A 23,647-nucleotide genomic window follows, 5' to 3' on the forward strand; every position below is an offset into this window, starting at 1 on the left:
ATGGCTTCAGACAACTTCGTAGACTACGTTAAGATATACTCCAGATCAGGAAAGGGAGGAGCTGGATCTCGTCACATGAGACGTGAAAGGCACATCCCAAAAGGAGGTCCTGATGGTGGTGATGGAGGTCGCGGAGGTCATGTAATTATTCGTGGAAACAACCAAATGTGGACTTTATTGCATTTAAAGTTTCACAAACACATTAAAGCTGATCACGGTAAAAACGGCTCAGGACAACAAAGAACAGGTGCTGAAGGTGCTGACGCATACATTGATGTTCCAGTTGGGACTATTGTAAGGGATTCTGAAACCAATGAAGTGCTTTTTGAAATCAATGAACATGGTGAGGAAAAAATCTTAAGAAAAGGAGGTAAAGGTGGACGTGGAAATACCCATTTCAAAAGTTCAACCAACCAAGCTCCTGACTATGCCCAACCAGGTGAAGATTTCGATGAAGGATGGTCTATTTTGGAACTTAAGATTTTGGCGGATGTTGGTTTGGTCGGATTCCCAAATGCCGGAAAAAGCACACTTCTTTCTGTACTTTCGGCGGCTAAACCTGAAATTGCTGACTATGCATTTACAACTTTACGTCCTAATTTAGGGATTGTTGAATACCGTGGAAATCGCTCATTTGTTATGGCTGACATTCCCGGTATTATTGAGGGAGCTCATGAAGGAAAAGGTCTAGGATTAAGATTCTTAAGACACATAGAAAGGAATTCAATCTTATTATTTCTTATTCCAGCAGACAGTGATGACATTGCAAAAGAATATGAGATTCTAATTAATGAACTTAGGTTGTATAATCCTGAGTTGTTAGATAAAGAGAGGCTACTTGCTGTCTCAAAATCAGATATGTTGGATGCTGAGTTAGAAGAAGAAATCAGAAAAGAGTTACCAGACATAAAAACCCTTTTTATATCTTCTGTGTCTCAAAAAAATCTAACTGAACTTAAAGATACAATCTGGAATATTTTACAGAAATGATTGAATGGTTAAAAGAAATTGAGCAAAACGTGCTCCTTGCGATCAATGGTGCACACACTCCATTTCTAGATGAGTTAATGTGGTTGGTGAGCGATAAGTTCATCTGGTTCCCGTTTTATTTGCTACTGTTCGTTTTTGTATATATAAAATACTCGCTTAAACATGCATTGTGGTTTACCTTATTTGGATTTGCCGCAGTAGCCCTTGCTGATTCTACTGCAAACTTTGGGTTTAAGCATACCATTATGCGCTATCGTCCTTCACATCATTTAACCTTAGGAGAACAACTGCGTTATCATGAGATTAAACCTGGAGATTTTTATAAAGGTGGTCAATATGGTTTCATCTCTGGTCATGCTACTAATTCTTTCGTGATTGCTGTTATGTTTATTCTACAATTACGACCTAAAATGAAATACATCACTCCTCTACTCCTTTTTTGGGCACTTATTGTTTCTTACAGTAGAATGTATTTAGGAGTCCATTATCCTACCGATATTATTGGTGGAGCAATCTGGGGTTCTTCTATTGCTTTCTTATTCCACTGGTTCTACAAAAGAACAATTTTAAACAAAGTTTAAGCTACAGGCACTAGTTTTTTGATCTCTTTTAAGAGTGCATCTCTTTCTATAGAAATATGTGAAAGATCAGTTCTGGCCACTTTATTCATCTTTCGATGTAGTTTAAGGGTTTTATTCCAATTAATGGTAACAACTGCAGACAATGGAACAATAAACAAACCAGCGAATAACAGAGCTAAAAATGATAAACTAAAAATCTTGGCGAAAATTAGAATTAAGATAAAGTTGTAAATTCCTACAGCTGCAGCTCCAACCAACATTTTCACACTGCTCCAGAACACTTCTCTTTTCATAGTGTTTTCAACAAACCGTTTGATCAATATATAAGGAAGATAATTCAATGCCAATCCAATTAGGACTATCGGGAACAATCCTACCAAATAAATGATGTCCTTCGCTTTACTCCTTTGGTTGGTGGTTACTTTATATAAAGGTGTTTCTTCTACACCATTTTCTTTTAAGGTTTCAAAGTAATTATCTAATCGCTTTTTCAAACTTAAAAGTTCTTGATTGCTTTCAATCTTCGTCTCATTAAACCAAGTTGCTAAACGCTTAGAATACTTCCATCGATCAAGTAATGGAATGGAAAAATCGGTATCAATAGCATTCATCCCCTTGCGTGTTATTCGCATGATGTGTTCATGAAAAGGGGCCATATCCTTATTGCGCACATCAGTAATTTGATCACGCATCTCCTGTTCCATTCTTAAAGTAAGTTCATGAATGGTTTTATTTGGGTCGTCTTCATATTCGACTTTGAAATCGTTTAAACAAACAGGAACACCATTTGAGATCAAACAATCGCTCCCAAGCACTTTAGGGTCGGAATAGTTTGCACCAACAGCTTGAATAAATATTTTTTGTCTCCAATCATCGTCCTCTAAGGCCATAAACCCCATTCTCACCGCACCTTTTTTAATCGGTTTTAGTCTTCGAATAAAAACGTCATCGGTAAAGCCTTCAGAAAATATCAGTAAACTACGACCATATTTCAAAATCCTACCACACTTTTTAAAAATAGCCTCATTTTTTTCTTTTGTATCTACACCATCTTGTTTTCTGTAAATCGGAAACATATGTGCCGCCCAAAGTATAGGTCTCATCAAAGGGGTAAAAATATCAGACCTCGTCATAAAGAATATTATAGGGCGCTGAGTTCCAGCAACAACCAACGGATCCATAAAAGAAGAAGCATGATTACTCATGTAGATGGTACGTGCGAATCTTTTTTTAGGTTTATTGACATTTTTAAATCTTGGATAATAAATCCAAAGTGTAATTTTTAATAAAAACTTCAGTAAAAAATATAATGGCCTCATACAATTCTACAGCTAAAATAAATATGGCGCAAAAATAAGAAATTTCGCAAAAGAATAGCTCTCTACTTCTCCTGAAGCATTAAACAATTGTCTTAAAATTGAGGTTTAGAAAGTTTCCTCCTTCAAACCCTTGACTCAAATCCCCTTCTAGTTGATCAATCAGTGCAGAAATTAGGATTGAATTCATATCATTAGACGCTTCAACATCGATAGGGTCATTTAACTCGTAACTCATTTGGTCTTTAATATTAAGATCAAAAGAAAACTTATCGTTAGCGCGTTTTAAGCTGATATCGAAATCAATTTCATTAAGTCCATTCTTACCAGCCCTTTCCACCCAGAAATAAAAAACCTCAGTAATATACATTCCTAATGGGACCAATATATCTAGACTAAAGTGCTTTGCAGAAATATCAAAATTGGATTGAACCATAACCGTCTTCGATGTACTTTTAAGAAAACTCATCAAATCATTCATATAAGAAGTAATATCGACCATATTCATTTCCATCGACTTATAAATATTCTGATGAATTAAAGCCATCACTTGAACACGGTTATAAATCTCAATTAAAGATTCTGAAGCTTTTGAAGTGTCTCTATTGATATATAGGCGCAATACACTTGAAATGATTTGAAGGTTATTGGTCACCCTGTGATGAACTTCTTGCATCAGGGTTTCTTGTTTATCATTTTGATATTTCATTTCAGCATATTGCTCTGAAAGCGCATCAATTGCCTTGTCTAAATCTTCACTTTTCTTATGAAGTACTTTTTCTAGTTTTTCCTTAACTTTCTCTAGTTTATCTTTCTCATGAATCTTTACTAATACTCCGGCGGCCATAGAGGTTAAAACCTCCAACAATTTTTTATGTTCTTCTTTATAAAAGTTCTTTTCTGGATGTTCACTACTGATGACAGCATAGACCTTGTTTTGGATCTTCACTGGAACAACCATTTCAGAACCTGCTTGAACAACATCTAATACATAATCCGAGCTTTTACTCACATCTGGAAACACTAGTGTTTCCCCTGTCTTGGCTGAAACACCTGCGTGTCCTTGACCAAACTTTAACTGAAGTGGATTGGTTAGTTCTCCTTTTTCAATTTTAGACTCTCCATATGCAGCAACTTGCTTTAGCACTTTATTTTCTGAATCTACCTTATAAACAACACAATCAATAAATTGCATTTGCGTAGCAATATCAGTGGAAAGAATATTAAAGATGTCGAGTTCTGATTGAGCGGTGATTATATCCTGACTCAACTTATGAATAATATTAATTAAGGAAGTCAGACTTTCTTTGTCTGTCAATTCCACAATATTAATATTATTTATTCTATCGTTAGTCATAATAGGCCAGTTACGACTATCAATGTAAGGATTAAAAACATAATAATTGTTAAAAAATATTGTGAAGAAGTGAAAATTTCGACAAACTATAAGATTTCATCGTTGTGTAACTCTTTTTCTATGTTTCTATTGCTTCCGAAAGTCAACCCAAGATTTAATTCATGCACAAAATTACTTGGTCTTTGAACTTTCCCGATAGCTATATCATATGAATAACCTACCCTTAAGTTCTTAGCGAAATTTAAACCTGCTCCCACAGTGATCGCATCCTGAACTCTATACGCCATATTTATCCAGTATCGACGTTCAAAATGAACTCTTGCACCGACATTAAAAGAGAGTGGCGCGTTTTCAATAAGCTGAGCCATAAGGTGTGGTTCAATAGACACGTCTGATGCAGGTAGGGCAATATTGTACATTCCATAAGCAAACCAATGTCTTCCAAACTGAGTTTGAGTAGCAACATCGTCTATAATCAAATCATTTTTCAACAACTGTGTGCTGGACACCCCCAATTGAAAGTTCTCGCCATACAAAGCGATACCTGCATTTAAGTCGAATATTGATTGGTTAGCGTTTCGTGATAAAAACTGATCATAACCTGCATCGTCTTGATCCAAAAGAACAACTTTGTTACTGACAATTCCCATGTTGCTCCATCCAGCACTCACACCAAGACTTAACATCGCTTTTTCTGTAAACCTTAAGTGATAAGCATAACTAGCCATAACACTAGTTTTTCTGAACGGTCCGACTTGATCAGCCATCATTCGTCCTCCAACAACATGTTTATTTATCCCTACACTGTTTATTGGTGTTGAATAAATCAAGTCACCATCATTGTTAAATTCATTCAGCACCTTATTGCGCTTATCAAATCGAATTTCAGAATGAACAGTGGCATACAAACTCTGCGGCGCTCCTTCAATTCCAATCCATTGTTTACGATAGCCCAAATCTACATTTACAGTTTTGGACATTCCTCCAGCTGCTGGATTAAAAAAATAAGGATTATTATAATATTGTGTGAATTGCGACTCTTGCTGACCAAACGTCAGTAAAGCTACAAGTAAAACACCTATTGTTAAAGTAGTTTTCATAATTGTAATTTTTTATCTGATGATACTGATTGGCCCAGTTATCTCTGTATTTATGCTATCGTTGAGAAGTATTCTATAGAAATAAGTTCCCATAGGCAGCTCTTCTCCATTATTCATCAAAGTTCCATCCCAAGGCACTTCGTACCCCTCTGATTCAAAGACTAAGTTACCCCACCTATTAACAATGGTAACCATAGCATTAGGATACAAAACATTTAAATCGGTGATTACAAACAAATCATTTCTTCCATCAGCATTAGGTGTAATTACTGTTGGTAAAACAGGATTGTACGCATCACATTGCACACCTTCTACCTTAATTGTATCTGTTGTGGTTCCACACACAGGATGATTATGTCCATAAACAATATAATTATCGCCTCCACTCACACTTAAAACGGTAGGCGTACTCGTTTTTTGATCTGTAATTTCGATTCCACCTGTAAGACCGTACCAAATTCCCTTAACTCCATTAGGAATAGGAGAACCCTGCAACTGAAAGCCTTTATTGACCAAGCAAACTGTTGTGTCAGGAGAATATATTTCTACCCTTCCACTTGTATATACTCTAAGTGTATCAGATGTACTAGGACAAACACCATTACTTACTGTCCAAACGATTTCATTCCAACCTGGGTCAAGATTATACAAGACAGTATTAGGAGCTAAATCATCTAAGAAACTTGCTGTTCCATTTACAGAGGTCCAACTCCCCACACCTACAGAAGGGCTCGTTGCCACAATATTTACCGATGTATCGCCACAAATAGTAAGATCGTTTTGAGTGTTTGCTTGAGAAGGATTATCGAACACCTCCATTGAAACAGTATCGCTAGTAGCGCCACAAGATGAAGAAGTAACCGTCCACACAAAAGTATTGATGCCAAAACTCAAGTTATTTGCTCCGGTTGTATTTGCAAATTGATTAGTCAATGTTGCATTACCAGTAATTACTGTCCATTCTCCCACACCACTTGTTGGCGCTGTTGCTTCTAATGTAACACTATTTTCATCGCAAAATTGCGCTGGAGCAGTTAGTATTTCAGCTGTACTTGGCAACTCTAATATTTCAACATTAAAGTTACAAGAAGCAACATTCCCAGAGGCGTCTATCACTTCATAACTTTGATTTGTAACTCCGATAGGAAATGCGTCTCCTGAAGTGTATCCAGTAGCATCGTTTTGGGTCAAAGTATATCCGGTACAGTTCTCCACAACTATTGGAGCATCATAAGCAACGACGGGCTCACAACTAACGGTATCACTAGGACAAGTAATGACCGGTGGTGTAGATTCATAAACAGTCAATTCAAAAGTACATGAGGTGGTATTTCCTGAGCCGTCTTCTGCAATCAACTCAACGGTATGCATACCCGAACCAATTTCAGTTCCAGGAGCAGGGATTTGGGTAAGCGTTGGCACTCCACAGTTATCAGTAGCTGTTGCTAAGGAAGTAAAATCTGTAATTTGATATCCACAATTCGTCCCATTATTTACAGTTTGATTTGATGGACAAGTTATAGTAGGAGCAATATTATCAGTTGAGCTCAGTTGAATATTGTAAATGGCAGCTGATGGATTGGTTCCTAACCCGTCATTATTATTGACCCATTGAAATGCAATTTGAACATCGGCGTTATTGTTTGCAGATACTGGCAGAGCGATGGTTCTGTTTGTCCACAACCCTTGAGGAGCACATGCACCAAAAGGAGTTTTTGGTGTATCTTCAAGCACAGTCCAAGTACTTCCATCAAAGTACCAAACAATCAGATTATCATCAGTCCCATCTCCATTTTCTATGTATTCAAATGAAAGTTCAATAGCACACTTGTTAGAACAATCAATTGCTGGAGAAATCGCTTTTGCATCTGTTGAAGTTTGGGCTCCTTTAGAATAATCTGCACCGTTATCAGTCAACCCACCAATATGAAGTGTCGGATTAGTACCACAAGCAGCGCCACAATTCCCGACACCCTCGCCATTTTCAGTAGCACTTATGTACCACCTATTTGCGTCGGCATCATTATTGGCTACTGGAGCGTCTATCGTCCAAGTTCCATTTACAGAAACAAAACCATTGGCCAATGTACCAGCGTTACAACCTGTACCAAAAGTCTCCGTCCAAAAAACTTGAGCGCTTAAATAACCCGTACTAAAAAAGAAAAAACACAGTAAGATACCTGCTTTAGAAATGCCCCTCATAATATAGTAGTTTTGTGTTTTGTAATAAAAGATATTCTCCGAATATAATACATTTAGAATGTAAAAGAAAAAGATTTTACATTAAAAAACATAGAAAGGACAATTCTATACCAAATGATCTAGATTGACTACAAACATTAAGAAACTTGAGCACACAAGCGATAACAATTGAGAATCAACACTTCATACTAGCTCACAGGAGGTTTCTTTCTTAAGAGAAGTATAAATTCAATCACCGGTGGGAGCAACAAGAAGAGCGTTCCATAGCGGGTTACAGAAAAAATCCAATCACCTTCAGTTGAAACGAGTGGTAGAGGGATAATAATTGCAATAATTCCAACATAATAAAGCCAATTATACCAAGGCATTTTCTTTTGAATAAACCTTTTAATTAATTGTGTCAAAATATAAACGATAACTGCAATCAATAAAGAAGTTGGCAAGGTTCTGAGATCAGTTATAGTGCTTGCAAATAAATAATATTGAAATACAAATAAGGCGGAAGCGATTAGAATGACCAACAATAAGTACAACACACCTTTATTAAATTTATTCATCACCATAATATTCTTCTTTAATTCTACAAAAATAAACTAAAGAATTGAATTTCAATTTTAAAATTAGTGAGGTTTCTTGTTGACCTACTTTTCATATTTGTTTTTTTTATTAAATTCAAACAATTATTTAAACTGTAATTATCCATGCATTTTACAAATTGTCTATTATTCATCTTCACATTAGTGATTAGTTTTACGGGATTGACCCAAACTGAATCTCATAAAGAAGACAGCTTAATGCTCAGGAAGATATACAACGAAGCATTAGACAATGGTCAAGCCTATGAAGATTTACGTAGCCTTTGCAAAGATATTGGCGCAAGACTATCAGGTTCGGTGAGTGCAGAGATGGCAGTTCAATGGGGATATCACAAACTGGTCAACTACGGCTTTGACACTGTTTACTTTCAAGAAGTTATGGTCCCACACTGGGAGAGAGGAACAAAAGAAAACGCCTACTATTCAACTCCAGACGGAAAGATCACCAAAGTAAACATTTTAGCTTTAGGTGGTTCAGTACCAACCAATGGCATCATGTCTGCCGAATTGGTCATGTTTGAAAACCTTAGTGCAATTCAAAAAGCGGAGAAAAGAGACATAGAAGGTAAAATTATTTTTATTGCTCAACCCATGGATCAAAAGATGATCACAACATTTAATGCCTATGGCGCTTGTTATCCCATCAGAGGATTTGGAGCTGTTGAAGCGGCAAGAAAAGGTGCAATCGGTGTTGTTATTCGTTCTTTAAGTTTAAGCGAACATGAACATCCACATACCGGAACCATGCAGTATGAAAAAGGATTAAATAAAATTCCAGCAGCAGCCTTATCTACAAAAGATGCAACGGCTTTAGAAGAATTAATGCACGTAACTAAAGAGAAAATTACTTTTCACTTCGAAATGGATTGCAAAGTTCTCCCAGATAAAAAATCGCACAATGTAATTGCAGAACTAAGCGGAACTGAAAACCCAAACAGGATAATCACACTTGGCGGACACCTAGATTCGTGGGATGTCGGAGAGGGCGCACACGATGATGGTGCCGGGATCGTTCACACAATGGAAGCCTTGAGGATTTTAAAAGCATTAAACTACAAACCCAAAAACACATTACGAGTAGTATTTTTCATGAACGAAGAAAATGGAAACATGGGAGGAAAAACCTATGCTAAACGATCCAAGGAAAGTGGTGAAGAACATATTTTAGCAATTGAAAGTGATCGCGGTGGATTTTCTCCTCGTGGGTTTTCTGTTGATGGAAATAACCAGCACCTAGAACTCATTCAAAGCTTTACCCCATTGTTTAAACCCTACCTACTGCACCATTTTGAAAAAGGATTCGGTGGGGTTGACATCATGCCATTAAAAGGAGAATTTGAAAACATTGGGCTGATTGGATTTGTTCCAGACAGTCAGCGCTACTTCGACTTTCACCACAATGCCAACGATGTTTTTGAGAACGTCAACAAACGAGAATTACATCTAGGAGCAGCAAGTATTTCTGCACTACTCTACCTACTAGACAAACACTATAAGCCACTTGATAAAGCAAATTAAATACCTCACACCACTACTACTTATCCTGCTACTCACTCATAATAGTTGGACGCAAATTCTATTGACTGAAGATGTGTTGAATAAGACAGTAGCAGATCAAGCGCAAAAGCTTGAAAACGCAGACTATTCAATTCATATTGATGAGTTATTGCGAAAAAACGATTTACAATTTAAAGACATCAATAAACCTCTAGACATTATCGATTTCACAAGTTCTCGTTGGATCATCAAATTTGAGGTTAAAAATACTGATGTTGACCGAAAAATAATTCTAGAAACAGCAAGACCAATAACTGACCGGGTTGACTTGACAGAAGTGAGAGATGGGCAAATCGTCAAGGAATGGTTGAACGGAGACCTTTTACCCTTTGATGAAAAAGCTGTTCAGCATCGGAAGAGTTTATTTCAAATTCAATTTAAAGCCAACGAAACAAAGTCATTCTTTCTAATTTTAGAAAGTGATGGAGAGTTAATACATCTACCATTAATTTTTTGGGAACACGATAAGTTTTACACCACCGACACCCAGAGAAGTCTATTTCATGGAATTTACTTCGGAGTACTTGCCGTCGTTGTTTTTATCTTTTTCTTCTTTTATTTAATTCTGAAAGAAATTTCTTTTTTATACTACATCATTTATGTTGCTTTTCAGTTTTTCCTTCAATTTAGTCTGGAGGGTTTTACACATCAATTCTTTTTCCCAACCTCGCTTTATTGGTCTAGCGTAAGTGTTTTACTCTCTGCTGCAGGAACTGTCATTTTTGTGATACTATATGCGGTTCAATTTCTAAAAATAAAAGAACGTAGTTTACCGTGGTTCAAGTATTTCAACATCGTTCTAGTAGGACTCGGAGTAGTGGTTGTTATGAGTTTGATTCCGGGGACTACACATGCCATTTCTTATCCTATTGTGAATGTATTGAGTTTAGTAGGAACAGTCTCTATTATTATCGCAATTGCCTCTTTAAGGAAACGTGGTTTTGAAGTCAACAAGGCATTTTCTTTAGGATTCTTAATATTGATTCTGGGCGCTGTGGTTTTTATTTTAGGAAACTTAGGAATTATTGGTGATGCAAGGGTGTCAGAGATGTCCTTAAAAATTAGCTCAGGATTAGAGGTACTTGCATTAAGTTTATCCATGGCGCAACGCTATAAAGAAATGCAGGAAGAAAAAGAGAACATTCAAAAAGAAGCTTTAGAAACCTTAGAAATTCAAGTAGAAGAACGAACCAAAGAGGTACAAGAAAAGAAAGCAGAACTTGAAGTTCAAAACAAAAGCATTTTAGACAGTATAAAGTATGCACAAAGAATTCAAAGTGCAATATTACCCACAGAAAAACATATCAAACGAGTTATACCTGACTCATTTATCTTATACAAGCCTCGAGACATAGTAAGTGGAGATTTTTATTTTGTTGAATCAGTAACCACAAAGTCTGGAGATCAGTTTTCGTTATTTGCCGCTGTTGATTGCACAGGACATGGTGTCCCAGGTGCATTTATGAGTTTTATTGGAAACAACTACTTAAATCAAAGTACGAAGATAGACGAAATCAACACCACTGGTGAGGCCCTAGATTTTTTAAATGCAGGAGTTTTTAAATCACTTAAAATAAAAGAATATCAAGAGTTAGGGATTTCTATTCGAGATGGTATGGACCTTACACTTTGCGGCTTAAATCACACCCAAAAGAAACTCTACTTTTCTGGGGCTAAGAATGTTATTCAAATTCTCACAAAAAAAGAAAACTTAGCTATTTGGAAGGAACAACGCCATCCTTTTAAGACTTTAGCATCTCCAGAAGACGAAGACCATGTTTTAATTGAAGTTCAAGGAAACAGAGAAGCCATTGGGTATGGTGATGATTTCAGCAAAGTCACCTTCAAAACCATATCCTTGCCGATTTTTGATGGCGACATTATTTACTCTTATTCCGATGGTTTCCCTGACCAATTTGGTGGCCCAAAGGATAAAAAATATGGTTCAAAGAGATTTAAAAAGTTCCTCTTAAAAATCCACCACCTCAGTATGGAAGAACAAAAAGAAATGCTTCAGCAAGAATTCGAAAGTTGGAAAGGCAATGCAGAAAATTTAGATGACGTTTTGGTCATGGGGGTAAAAGTATAGTGCAAATACATTCTACTTCCTCAACAACTCCCCTTTCTCTACCTTCAGCAAACTTGGTGTATTGTTCGTATACAGAGCTCCTGTTCCCAATCCTTGTGGCAATGTAATCTCGTAGGTACTTGTAAATTGAGCAATGGCATCCAATCCAATATTCGACTCAAGCGCACTGGTGATCCACCATGGTATATTTCTTTCTTCGGCCAACTCAATCCATTCTTTTGTCCCTTTAAATCCACCAATTAAACTCGGCTTTAAAATGACATATTGGGGTTGAATTTTATCCAACAACTGTTTCTTTTCTTCAAAATCATGAATACCAATTAACTCCTCATCTAAAGCTATTGGAAGTATGTTTTTAGCACATAGTGAATGCATCGCTTCAGTCTGTCCTTGACGAATAGGTTGCTCTATGGAATGTAATTCAAATTCGGATAACCTCCTCAGTTTTTCTGGGGCCTCTTCAGGAGAAAAAGCTCCATTTGCATCAACACGAAGGGTTATTTCTTCAGCCGAAACTTGTTTTCGAATTCCTGCTAAAATCTCTAATTCTTTATCGAAATCAATAGCTCCAATTTTCATCTTGATACATGAAAAACCTTCTGCCAATTTTTGGGTAATTTGAGACTGCATAAACGCTTCGTCTCCCATCCATATCAGTCCGTTAATAGGTATAGCTTGTTTTCCATTTGTAAATTCAGTTTCGTAAAAAACTCCTTTTCCTCCGTTCTTTAAATCTAGAAGGGCCATTTCTAATCCGAAGTAGATTGATGGAAAATCTCTTAACAATTCACTATTCAAAGAGAAATAATCAACATCTGTCACGACCTCTTTTACTTTATTTGCGTATTGCAGATCATTTTCATAGTCGGGCGACAATCCTGGAATCACACTGCATTCTCCTACCCCTTTTATTTCTGGAGTATTTTGATTCCACACAGTTATGAACCATGCTTTTTTCTCAGTGAGAATTCCACGGCTTGTTCCACTTGGATGTTTAAACTCAAAAACTTTTTTTTCGAAACTTGCTCTTAAACTCATAATATTGTAGAAATTAAAAAGAGAATAGAAATCATAAAAGTAGATAAAGCGACTTTTTTCAATTCAGGGTCGAGTGTTTGCGGAACTTCAGTTTTCCATACTTTTAATAAGTGCTTAGCTAAAATAAAATAGGGCAAAATCGCAATTAAACTCAACCACCATTCGTTCAATATAATAAAAGTCAAAATCCCGAGAAGTGAACCAACAATAAGCAAAGTATGATAACCTTTGGCCTTTTCAAACCCCATCGATACAACGATAGTTCTTTTATTGACTAATTTGTCGTTTTCATGGTCTCGCATATTATTGAGGTTCAATACAGCAATACTCAACAGACCGATTCCAAAAGCCATCCCCAACAAACTCCAATCAAACTGCTTTGAATACAAACTGTATACGCCCAACACACTGACCAATCCAAAAAAGATAAATACCATCACATCCCCCATTCCATTGTAACCATAGGCTTTCTTTCCTACGGTATAAGTTACCGCAGCCAATACACTTAACAAAGCCAGAATTACATAAGCCCAGAGCACTGAACTTGGCATTTCATTCGTTCCAATAATAATTAATGGAATGGCCGTCAACAATGAAAGCATTGACATAATCACAGTTCCAACGGTCATTTGTTTTTGAGAAATCTTTCCAGATTGAACAGCGCGCATGGGTCCTACTCGACCTTCATTGTCTGCTCCCTTATAACTATCTCCTAAATCATTCGCGAAATTGGACAAGACCTGTAAAAACAACGTAGTTAGTATAGCTAGTGTAAAAATAGAGGTATCCCAAAAGCCTTGTTTATGCGCAACAAAACTTCCAACGATAATTCCTGAAAGAGAAAGCGGCAATGTTCTAAGACGTGCCGCATGAATCCAACTTTTAATGTCCATGATACAAAAGTCAGAATTTAAATTAAAGAATAGAAGTTAAAGGAGGGGAAAGTTTTAAGGGAGAGGGATACCGGTGACATTGAGAGGTTAACCGAAAAGTTTAAGGAGTAAAAGAAAAGTTACGCAACGAAGAAAAAAGTAAAAGGCAGGCATCTACCTAATTTACAATGACATTGGTAAAGTAATGTTTATATTAAAAACTAAATAAAATTCCTCCGTGAAACTTCTACACTTAAATTTTACACCAAGAGAAAAAGAGGGTTTTCACGGAGGGAAGATTAAATGTGGAATGAATGCAACGCACATGCCTTTCTGCTCACGTAAATCTAAATCCAGAAACTTATCTTCCTATTCATCTACTTTTTAAACAAACTTCTCCTAATTTTGTCTATTATTGATTCAAAGCATAGATAATAAAAGAAAAATGGCAGAAATTGTAAATAAAGTTCAAAAAAGTGGTCTAATTCAGCTGGATTTATCGGACTTCAAACCGAAAGAAACGATCGAGATGATCGATTTGAAAGATAATTTATGGCAGGGACTTGCATTGAAAGAAAAAGACTTTCGTGAATTTATCAAAACTAATGATTGGGAAAAGTATAAAGGAAAAGCTGTTGGTGTTTTTTGTTCTGCCGATGCCATCATTCCCACTTGGGCCTATATGTTGGTCATTTCGCAGCTACAACAAGAAGGAGTTCCTGCTTTTGTTGGAAATCAAATAGAAGTAGAAAAACAATTGACGCAACTCAACATCAAAGCTTTAGACACTGAAGAATACAATGATAAAATGTTAATTATAAAAGGCTGTTCTGATGTTGCCGACCCTGCCTTTGCTATGACTGAATTGGTTAAACATCTGCAACCTGTTGCAAAAAGTATTATGTATGGAGAGCCATGTTCTACCGTTCCTGTTTACAAAAGAAAGAAGTCTTTGTAAAGAAAGCTAAGTACTGTGAATCACATGTCCAGAACAAACAGTTGATGCTTTGAAATGCAATTCATAATCAATAAAATCATACATATAAAACATATCTTTGTAAGGTGTCAGAAAGGTTAAAAAACATTCGTCAAATTATTCAATCATTACCAGAAAAACCTGGTGTATATCAATATTTTGATGACGCTGGTAAAATCATCTATGTGGGCAAGGCGAAAAACCTTAAAAAAAGAGTGAATTCTTATTTCACCAAAAACCACGATACTGCAAAAACCAGAATTTTAGTCCGACAAATCCACAACATTCATTTTATTGTTGTAGACAACGAAACCGACGCCCTTTTACTGGAGAACAATCTGATCAAAAAATACCTTCCGAAATACAACATTCAACTAAAGGACGATAAAACTTATCCTTGGATTTGTATCAAGAACGAACGCTTTCCAAGGGTCTTTACAACACGTAGAGTCATCAAAGACGGATCTAAATATTTTGGCCCCTATCCTTCAGTGTATGTGGTCAACACTTTACTCGAATTAATGCGTGAATTATTTCCACTACGCACTTGCAACTACGATTTGAGTCAAGATAAAATTGACCAAGGGAAATATAAAGTTTGTCTAGAATACCACATTGGAAACTGCAAAGCCCCTTGTGTTGGAAAAGAAAAAGAAGCAGACTATAATGAATACATCGAACAGATCGAACACATTGTAAAAGGGAATATTGCTTCTGTAATTCGCATGCTCAAAGAAAAAATGCAAGCCGCAGCTGATTTATTCGCTTTTGAAGAAGCCGAGGAAATTAAACAGAAAATTTTGGCTTTAGAGAAATTCAGGTCCAAATCTACTGTAGTTTCTCCAACCATTCACCAGGTCGATGTCATTACGTTAGAAAAATCAGACAACAAGGCTTATGTCAATTATTTGGTCATTAACAATGGAACAATAATTCATGGATTTACAGTTGAAGTGAAAAAGAAACTTGATGAATCTGATGAAGACATACTTACTTTTGCATTGTTAAATATGCGAGACAAATTCAATAGTCAATCAACAGAAATCTTAATTGAGAATGCCGAAAATTATCACGTGGAGGGTTTAAAATTCTTCACTCCTCAACGTGGAGACAAAAAGCACCTGTTAGATTTATCTCAACGAAACGCCAAATACTTCAGGCTTCAACAGCAGAAACAAGAGTCCTTAAAAAATCCTGAAATCAAAACAGAACGTATCCTGAAGAAAATTCAAAGGGATTTTCGTTTAAAAGAACTGCCTGTTCATTTGGAATGTTTTGACAATTCTAACATTCAAGGAACAAATCCTGTTTCTGCATGTGTGGTTTTTAGAAATGGTAAACCCAGCAAAAAAGATTACCGTCATTTCAACATTAAAACAGTTGAAGGTCCAGATGATTTCGAATCTATGCGAGAAGCACTCTACCGCCGTTACAAAAGAATGTTGGATGAAGGAGAAAGTCTTCCTCAGTTGGTGATTGTAGATGGCGGGAAAGGTCAATTAAGTGCAGGACTAGATGCATTAGAAAAATTAGGACTTCGCGGAAAACTACCCATTGTAGGAATTGCCAAGCGCTTGGAAGAAATATTCTTCCCTGGTGATAGTATTCCATTATATCTTGACAAGAAGAGTGAAAGTTTAAAAGTGATCCAACACATGCGAAATGAAGCGCATCGATTTGGGATCGAGCACCATAGAAACCGAAGAAGCAAATCTGCATTGGTGTCTGAAATTACTCAGATCAAAGGGATTGGTGAAAAGACACAAGAAGAGTTGATGAAGCATTTTAAGACCATTTCGAAAATAAAAGCATCCAGCGAGAAAGAATTGGTTGAGGTTGTTGGGTTGGCAAAAGCTAAATTGTTAATGGCTCATTTTAGAGAAAATCCATAAAACCCTGTCTATATAAAAACAAAATTATCTACGCCTATCACATTCATAAACAAAAACTTAACACCTGTTTTATTTTCACCTTCAAATTAAACCAATTCACAAAGCAACTTGTTAATGCCTTAGAACGTTTATATTGGACATTACACGAAACTTATGACATGAGAAAAAATGCTTTATGCCATGTCTATTTTTAAATATCGAGTTCGTTAAAACTTATATTTAATGCTAACAACACATGCTTAGATTCTATATTCTGATAACAGCATTCTTTTCTATACAGCTTGTATATGCTCAATGCCCTGATTTAACCCCTCAATTTTCCGTTAACCAAACTGAATTTTGTGGACCTGGGCCACATACCGTAACATTAACCAATACATCTATTGGGGCAAACAATTCAGTGTCTAGTTATGATTGGTTTCTCAATGGAAGTTTAGTTTCATCAACGAATGGATTAGTTGCTCCGCCCAACATGAGCCTTACTGCCACAGGGCTCTACACCATTGAAGTGGTAGGAACAGACACAACTTCCTGTTCCGACTCATTCTCTGTACAAGTTGAGGTCTTCCCAAACCCTATCGCTTCTTTTACATTTTCTCCTGATGGAGACTGCGCAACTACGCCAATTGTATTCACTAACAATTCAACCAACACAGTTCCTGGAACAACTTATTTATGGGATTTCGGTGATGGAAATACATCTACATCCGAAAATCCAACACATGCCTATGCTGCAGGAGGAGCATATAATGCTACACTTACCGTAACGAATACTTTAGGTTGTACAGACAGCTATTCAACGACAGTAAACGCTTTAAATGTGCCATTATTAGGCGGTATTATTGGTGATGATGGAGATGGAAACACCATCAATTGTTTACTCCCCGGTAACCCAACAACGAGTCAAACCGTAAGTTTTTTAAACAACACCACCGGTGCAGTTAGTTACACATGGGACTTCGGTAATGGAAACACCAGCACAGACCCCAACCCATCTAATTTTTATGATACTTTCGGAACCTTCCCTGTTACCATGACTGCAACAGGCCCAAATGGATGTACGGTTACAGAAACCATTGAGGTTGTATTTGAAAAATTTGTGTCAGCATCGTTGGTATTGGATGTAACAGAATATAGCGGATGTGCTCCCCTATCATTGTCTACGCTTACCAACAACTCAATTAATGCCAACACTTTTGTTTGGGATTTTGGAGATGGTTCCGCTCCGTATACCACCACTACAATGACTCCTCCAACCCATGTTTACACAGATGAGGGCAGTTATGAAATAAGATTAACTGCATCAAACAGTTGCAACACTGCACAAGCCACAATTAGTCCAATTATTATCGTCGATAAACCTCAAGTTGATTTCTTAATTACAGGAAACACAGGATGTGCACCAGCTTCATTAGGTTTTGTTAATAACACTACAGGCGCTTCACCAGCAAATGCCTTTGACTGGGATATGGACAACGGAAACACATACAACACCACAGTAACTCCACCAATACAAAACTATGACGAAGCAGGAAACTATACCATTTCTTTAACCGCTAGTAATTCTTGTGGCGACTCAACCCTTACCCAAACCATTGCTTTAGATACTATACCAGTGGCCGATTTTGAATTAGACCCTGATGAAGGTTGCTCCCCATTAACTGTAAACGTAAACAATACATCAATTGGAAACATTACGCAATACCGTTGGACACGAACAGGTTACGGCTATTCGTACGGACCAACTTATGGCCCGTTCACCTACACTTATCCTCCCGGAAACGCTCCTGTAACTCAAACAATTACTTTAAGGGCCTTAAATAGTTGCGGTAGCACCACAATAACCCAACCTATTGTAATACACAGACCTACGATTGCACAATTTACAAGTAGCTCTACTACGGTCTGTTTAGGTAATGATTTCACTTTTACGAATCAAAGTTTAGGTGAAAACCTAACCTATGAATGGGATTTTGGTGATGGAAGCTCGAGTACATCCGCAGGTCCACACATCATTAATTACGCAAGCCCAGGAACCTATACCGTACAACTTATTACAAAAGGATATTGTGGCAATGACACCACGCAAAGAACGGTTATTGTTCATCCTTTAACTGTGGCTGACATGACTCCTCTTGATCCAATTGAGGGGTGTTCTCCAATGGTTGTTTCATTCGAAAATAACTCTACTGGAGCAAACTTAAGTTATCAATGGCGAGTAGATGGAGTTTATGTTGGAAACAGCACAGACATCGGGCCGCTTACCTTTACAGAAACACCCGGAAATACGCCTGTGAATCACACCATACAATTAAGAGTTAATAGCGCTTGTGGGATTGAAACAATAGAAACAATTGTCACCGTACATCGACCTACAGAAGCAAATATGACCGTCCTGCCTACTGAGGTTTGCTTAGGAGAAAGTGTCACCGCTACGCAATCATCTCTTGGCGAAAACATGACCTTCCATTGGGATTTTGGTGACGGAAACACAAGTACAACTGCTGGCCCTCACACCATCGACTATGTTACTGATGGAACTTACGATATTGAATTCGTAGCCATGGGATATTGTGGAAACGATACAGTAAGAAATTCCGTTACTGTTCATCCCTTCCCTATTGCTGATTTCACACCAGATCTACCCAACGGTTGCGAGGTCTTGGACATGACATTCACAAACAACTCTACTCCAACAGCAAGTCAAAACTGGAATTTCGGCTCGAATGCAACACCTTCAACAAGCACTAGTTTTGACCCAGGAATCATTAGCTTTCCAAATCCAGGAGTCGAAGAGATTGTTCTTCTTGTTGAAGAAAATGGATGCGTAAGTAGCGACACCAACACTATAGAAGTATTTCCTCTTCCGGTGCTAGATTTCAATTTGAATCCCAATCAAGGCTGTTCGGATTTAGAAGTTCAAATCAATAACACATCTGTAGATAATGGAGTAGAAACTTTTACGTGGGATCTAGGTAATGGAAACACATTTACTGGATACTCTCCTTTAAACCAGTCTTATATTGCGTTTACCAACGATAGTATTTATGATGTTCAACTCAATGTAACCAGTGGGGAAGGCTGCGAAGACTCTTTGACACATCAAGTTATTGTTCACCCTGTTCCAGTGGCAGAATTTGACTTCGATTCAAATCCTATCTGTCAAAATACAGATGCTGTTTTTATAAATAATTCGACAACAGGAATGACTTACGAATGGGATTTCGGAGATGGAAATGTTTCAAATGCTGTAAATCCTACACATCAATATGCAACAGACGGAACCTACACTGTTCAGTTGGTGGTTAACTCTCCATTTGCATGCTCGGACACTATCTCCAAAGAGATTAGTGTTCAACCAATTGCTGATCCACTATTTACGGCATCTACAGCTTGTTTTGGTTATGAAACGGAATTTACAGACCAATCAACTGGCAACATTGTAAGTTGGAGTTGGACTTTTGGAGATGGAAATACATCTACAGATCAAAATCCTACACACACCTATCCCAGTGCAGGAAATTACAATGTCGACTTAAGTATAACCAACAACTTTGGTTGTATCACCAATTTAAACTTACCTGTTGCAGTGAATCAAATTCCTATAGCTGATTTTTCAACTTCGAACTTCTGTCTTGGCGATGCTACGACATTTACTAACTTAACGACTGGTGCAACAACAGGAACAGAATGGGATTTTGGTGATGGGTCGCCGCTCAACAACAATGAAAACCCTAGTCATACTTTTCCAGGAATTGGTGATTACGATATTCGCTTAGTTGCCATCGGCGGTAGTGGATGTTCTGATACCATTGTCCAAACAGTTACTATAAATCCAGTACCCATAGCTGATTTCTCTTATCTAAATGTATGTGCTGAAGACACAACTTATTTTACAGACATCTCTGGCGGTAACCCAGATAATTACTTATGGGATTTTGGAAATGGAACTTTTGACAACACCAATAATCCTAATCCAGAAATTGTATATCCAAATGATGGATCTTACACAGTTTCACTCACCGTTGATTACACGAGTACAGGATGTAACAATACAATTTCATATGTTGTAGAAGCACATCCGAGAACAGCTCCGCAGTTTACTGCATCCACTGCTTGTTTTGAAAGCGAAACAGATTTTACTGACGCTACTTTAGGGAGTCCTATTCTCTGGGAATGGAACTTTGGTGATGCTTCTGCTATTCACACAACTCAAAATCCGACCCACCAATATGGTGCTCCTGGCACCTACAATGTTGAGCTGGTAACTGAAAATATATTCGGTTGTTCAGACACCATTATTCAGAGCGTTGTGGTAAACGAATTACCTACTGCAGGTTTTATATTTGATACTGTTTGCTTAAATGTAGCTACAAACTTTACTGACATTTCAACAAATGCCATTGCATGGGAGTATAACTTTGGTGACGGTAATACTTCCAATCTAGACAATCCAAATCACCTCTTCACAAACGATGGAAACCATATTGTTCAGCAAGTAGTAACCAATAGCTTAGGATGCACAGACACCATCATAGAAACAATAATTGTCCGTCCTAATCCCACGGCAATTTTTACTGCTGACATAGCGTGTTTTTCTTATCCAACAACATTTACAAATCAATCTATTGATGCAGTTGCTTCTCTATGGAGCTTCGATGATTTAGGCGCAACCAACAACACAAGTTCTCCAACCTATACTTATTCTGCAGAAGGTACATTTAATCCTGTCTTGATTGTTGAGAATATTTTCGGATGTACCGATACTGTTACTGAAAGTGTGACCGTGCTTCCACAACCCACGGCAAGCTTCACTAATACTACGGTTTGTGCAAGAGACGTAGTTTCATTTACCAACACCTCATTAGGTGCACCCCTGATCTATGAATGGGATTTTGATGATGGCAGCGGAGTTTTCACAACCGAAAATGTAGACCATACTTTTGCCAATGGCGGTATTTATGACGTTACTTTAATTGTAGAAAACGCAGCAGGATGTTCAGATACAATCATTGATCCAATTGAAGTTTACACCATTCCAAATGTAAGCTTCAGTGCAGATACTGTTTGTTTATTTGACATTACCAACTTTACTGATTTATCCAATGACATTACCCCCATCGCATCATGGGATTGGGATTTTGGAGATGGAAATACATCACCAGACCAGAATCCAACCTATATTTATCAAAACAGCGGGGCTTACAATGTAAACTTAACGGTAACGAATATCAACGGTTGTGATTCAACTTTCACAAACGAGGTTTTGGTCTCCTTGGTGCCAGAAGCTGATTTTGATTATATTTCAGATTGTTTTGGTGCGCCAACAACATTCACCGATTTATCGACCAACAATCCTGGTATTTACATTTGGGATTTCGGAGACGGCACAACCATAAATGGAAGCCCTAACCAACAGCACACCTATTCATCACCAGGAATATACATTGTAGAATTACAAGTTTTAGGAAGCGATAGTGTTTGTAGTGATTCCAAAATAGAAGTAATCAACATTGCAGACGGGGCTCAAGCAGACTTCTTAATTCCTGCTCAAGTATGTGTAAATGATGTGTTTAATTTCTACGACAATAGTTCTGCATCTATCGGTACAATCATATCTCATGAATGGATAATGAGCGATGGAGCAATATACAACACTGCGAATGGTACTCATGCCTTTAATGCTCCCGGTGTTTATCAGATTACAGTTAACATTACAACTTCTGATGGATGTCAAGCAACGCACTCCGAAAGTATTGAGGTACTACCGGCAACAGAGGCCAACTTCGTTTGGGAAAGCACCTGTTCGAATACCAACACACAATTCACCAATACTTCAACAGGAGGAACAACCAACTGGTTCTGGAACTTTGATGATGGAACAACCTCTCAAACACAATTTCCAACACATGTTTATACAGCTGAAGGTGATTATTCCGTAATGTTAATCGTACAAAACCTTTCGGGATGCGCAGACACAATTATACAGACAGTTACCATTAATCCTTCGCCTTCTGCCAACTTCACAAATGACGAAGTGTGTTTTGGTGAGTTAACAACTTTCACTAACCAAACGACCATTAGTTCAGGAGGTATAAACAATTATGAATGGACTTTCGGAAATAATGAAGGGAACTCCTCATTGGTTAATCCGCAACACGAATTTACTACTTATGCTCAAAGTCATCCCGTAACACTGATTGCTATTTCTGATCATGGTTGTACAGATACCATTACACACACCGCCAACCTTCTACCAATTGTTGATTTCGACATAGACCTCGGTGATCAATTTGGTTGCGCTCCAGTGACTGTTTTCTTCGACAACCAAAGTGAAATTAATGGCGCCACCATTTTAAACTATTTGTGGGATTTTGGAGACGGAAATACTTCTTTCCAACAAAGTCCAACACATACCTTCCTAGAAGCAGGGACCTACCCTATAAGCCTCACAGTTCTCACTTCTACAGATTGTAAAATTGTGGTAACCGACGGTTTAGAATTAGAGGTTTTCCCATCTCCTAAAGCCGCTTTTGATGTCAATCCTCCCATTACCTCTATTAGTGAATCATTAATAAGCATTACAGACGAATCACAAGGTGCATCGAGTTGGGAGTATGATTTAGGAGACGGAAATTATAGCAATGCACACAGCTTGAACCACAGTTTCAATGAAGTAGGTACTTATATAATCACTCAGTTTGTTCAAAATGAGTTTGGCTGTAATGACAGTACACAACGAGCAATTGAAATTCAAGACGATTTCACTTTATATGTTCCAAATGCCTTTACACCTGATGATGGAAACAAAAGAAACGACTATTTCACCTGGGCGGTTTCTGGTTTTGAAACCTTTGAAATGCGTGTCTTCAACCGTTGGGGAGAACTGATATTTCAAACCAAAGACCCAAATGGATATTGGGATGGAAAACACAATGGAAAAGCAGTTCGTGATGGAGTTTATGTTTGGCAAGTAAAAGCCATGGATTTAAATGGTGATGAACGCATCATTACAGGTCATGTTAGCGCTCTGAAATAGCAATTCACTAACGATGAGGAACATAAGCATCACATGATTCTT

14 protein-coding genes are annotated in these 23,647 nt (G+C 37.5%); 7 read left to right on the top strand and 7 right to left on the bottom strand.

Translation table 11 applies throughout. From position 1 onward, the window contains the following. Both obgE and ACN0U3_RS06325 read left to right on the top strand, forming a co-directional pair. Nucleotides 1-990 (top strand): GTPase ObgE, encoded by a 990-nt coding sequence (obgE, locus tag ACN0U3_RS06320; RefSeq protein ID WP_299206876.1) that lies wholly within the window; start codon nucleotides 1-3, stop codon nucleotides 988-990. Further along, a complete protein-coding gene (locus ACN0U3_RS06325) occupies nucleotides 987-1,571 on the top strand; it encodes a phosphatase PAP2 family protein (protein WP_299206874.1) in 585 nt (194 codons plus the stop codon). Before obgE ends, ACN0U3_RS06325 begins: the two co-directional genes overlap by 4 nt. On the opposite strand, the gene ACN0U3_RS06330 is transcribed toward ACN0U3_RS06325, so the two are convergent. From ACN0U3_RS06330 to ACN0U3_RS06350, 5 genes are all read right to left on the bottom strand, one after another. Next, nucleotides 1,568-2,890, bottom strand: coding sequence for a 1-acyl-sn-glycerol-3-phosphate acyltransferase (locus ACN0U3_RS06330; protein WP_417265560.1), 1,323 nt, complete (start codon nucleotides 2,888-2,890; stop codon nucleotides 1,568-1,570). The two genes, ACN0U3_RS06325 and ACN0U3_RS06330, sit on opposite strands and share 4 nt — an antisense overlap. Before the next feature lie 79 nt (nucleotides 2,891-2,969). Then, the gene (locus tag ACN0U3_RS06335; protein ID WP_417265561.1) at nucleotides 2,970-4,244 is read right to left on the bottom strand and encodes a histidine kinase dimerization/phosphoacceptor domain -containing protein; all 1,275 of its coding nucleotides are present in this window, start codon (nucleotides 4,242-4,244) and stop codon (nucleotides 2,970-2,972) included. 86 nt (nucleotides 4,245-4,330) lie between these two features. Then, complete coding sequence (locus ACN0U3_RS06340) at nucleotides 4,331-5,344, bottom strand: type IX secretion system membrane protein PorP/SprF (protein WP_417265562.1); 1,014 nt, start codon at nucleotides 5,342-5,344, stop codon at nucleotides 4,331-4,333. Between the two features lie 12 nt (nucleotides 5,345-5,356). Then, nucleotides 5,357-7,546: a gliding motility-associated C-terminal domain-containing protein gene (locus tag ACN0U3_RS06345; protein ID WP_417265563.1), complete on the bottom strand. Its 2,190-nt coding sequence runs from the start codon at nucleotides 7,544-7,546 to the stop codon at nucleotides 5,357-5,359. Between the two features lie 188 nt (nucleotides 7,547-7,734). After that, a complete protein-coding gene (locus ACN0U3_RS06350) occupies nucleotides 7,735-8,103 on the bottom strand; it encodes a hypothetical protein (RefSeq protein ID WP_299206864.1) in 369 nt (122 codons plus the stop codon). 144 nt (nucleotides 8,104-8,247) lie between these two features. Here ACN0U3_RS06350 and ACN0U3_RS06355 point away from each other — a divergent pair, with 144 nt between their 5' ends. Further along, nucleotides 8,248-9,660, top strand: coding sequence for a M20/M25/M40 family metallo-hydrolase (locus ACN0U3_RS06355; protein WP_417265564.1), 1,413 nt, complete (start codon nucleotides 8,248-8,250; stop codon nucleotides 9,658-9,660). After that, complete coding sequence (locus tag ACN0U3_RS06360; RefSeq protein WP_299206859.1) at nucleotides 9,644-11,788, top strand: 7TM diverse intracellular signaling domain-containing protein; 2,145 nt, start codon at nucleotides 9,644-9,646, stop codon at nucleotides 11,786-11,788. The genes ACN0U3_RS06355 and ACN0U3_RS06360 overlap by 17 nt, the downstream gene beginning before the upstream one ends. A gap of 12 nt (nucleotides 11,789-11,800) precedes the next feature. Here ACN0U3_RS06360 and ACN0U3_RS06365 read toward each other — a convergent pair whose 3' ends face one another. Both ACN0U3_RS06365 and menA read right to left on the bottom strand, forming a co-directional pair. Next, a complete protein-coding gene (locus ACN0U3_RS06365; RefSeq protein WP_417265565.1) occupies nucleotides 11,801-12,826 on the bottom strand; it encodes an o-succinylbenzoate synthase in 1,026 nt (341 codons plus the stop codon). Then, the gene (menA, locus tag ACN0U3_RS06370; RefSeq protein ID WP_417265566.1) at nucleotides 12,823-13,719 is read right to left on the bottom strand and encodes a 1,4-dihydroxy-2-naphthoate octaprenyltransferase; all 897 of its coding nucleotides are present in this window, start codon (nucleotides 13,717-13,719) and stop codon (nucleotides 12,823-12,825) included. The genes ACN0U3_RS06365 and menA overlap by 4 nt, the downstream gene beginning before the upstream one ends. 424 nt (nucleotides 13,720-14,143) lie before the next feature. Here menA and ACN0U3_RS06375 point away from each other — a divergent pair, with 424 nt between their 5' ends. From ACN0U3_RS06375 to ACN0U3_RS06385, 3 genes are all read left to right on the top strand, one after another. Then, the gene (locus ACN0U3_RS06375) at nucleotides 14,144-14,656 is read left to right on the top strand and encodes a DUF2480 family protein (RefSeq protein ID WP_417265567.1); all 513 of its coding nucleotides are present in this window, start codon (nucleotides 14,144-14,146) and stop codon (nucleotides 14,654-14,656) included. Nucleotides 14,657-14,760: 104 nt separating this feature from the next. Then, nucleotides 14,761-16,566 (top strand): excinuclease ABC subunit UvrC, encoded by a 1,806-nt coding sequence (gene uvrC, locus ACN0U3_RS06380; RefSeq protein ID WP_417265568.1) that lies wholly within the window; start codon nucleotides 14,761-14,763, stop codon nucleotides 16,564-16,566. Between the two features lie 235 nt (nucleotides 16,567-16,801). Beyond that, entirely contained in the window at nucleotides 16,802-23,605 is a 6,804-nt protein-coding gene (locus ACN0U3_RS06385; protein ID WP_417265569.1) for a PKD domain-containing protein, read from the top strand. Nucleotides 23,606-23,647 lie beyond the last annotated feature (42 nt).

Origin of the sequence: Brumimicrobium sp., assembly GCF_048268645.1 — a bacterium.
GTDB lineage: Bacteria > Bacteroidota > Bacteroidia > Flavobacteriales_D > Crocinitomicaceae > Brumimicrobium > Brumimicrobium ulvae.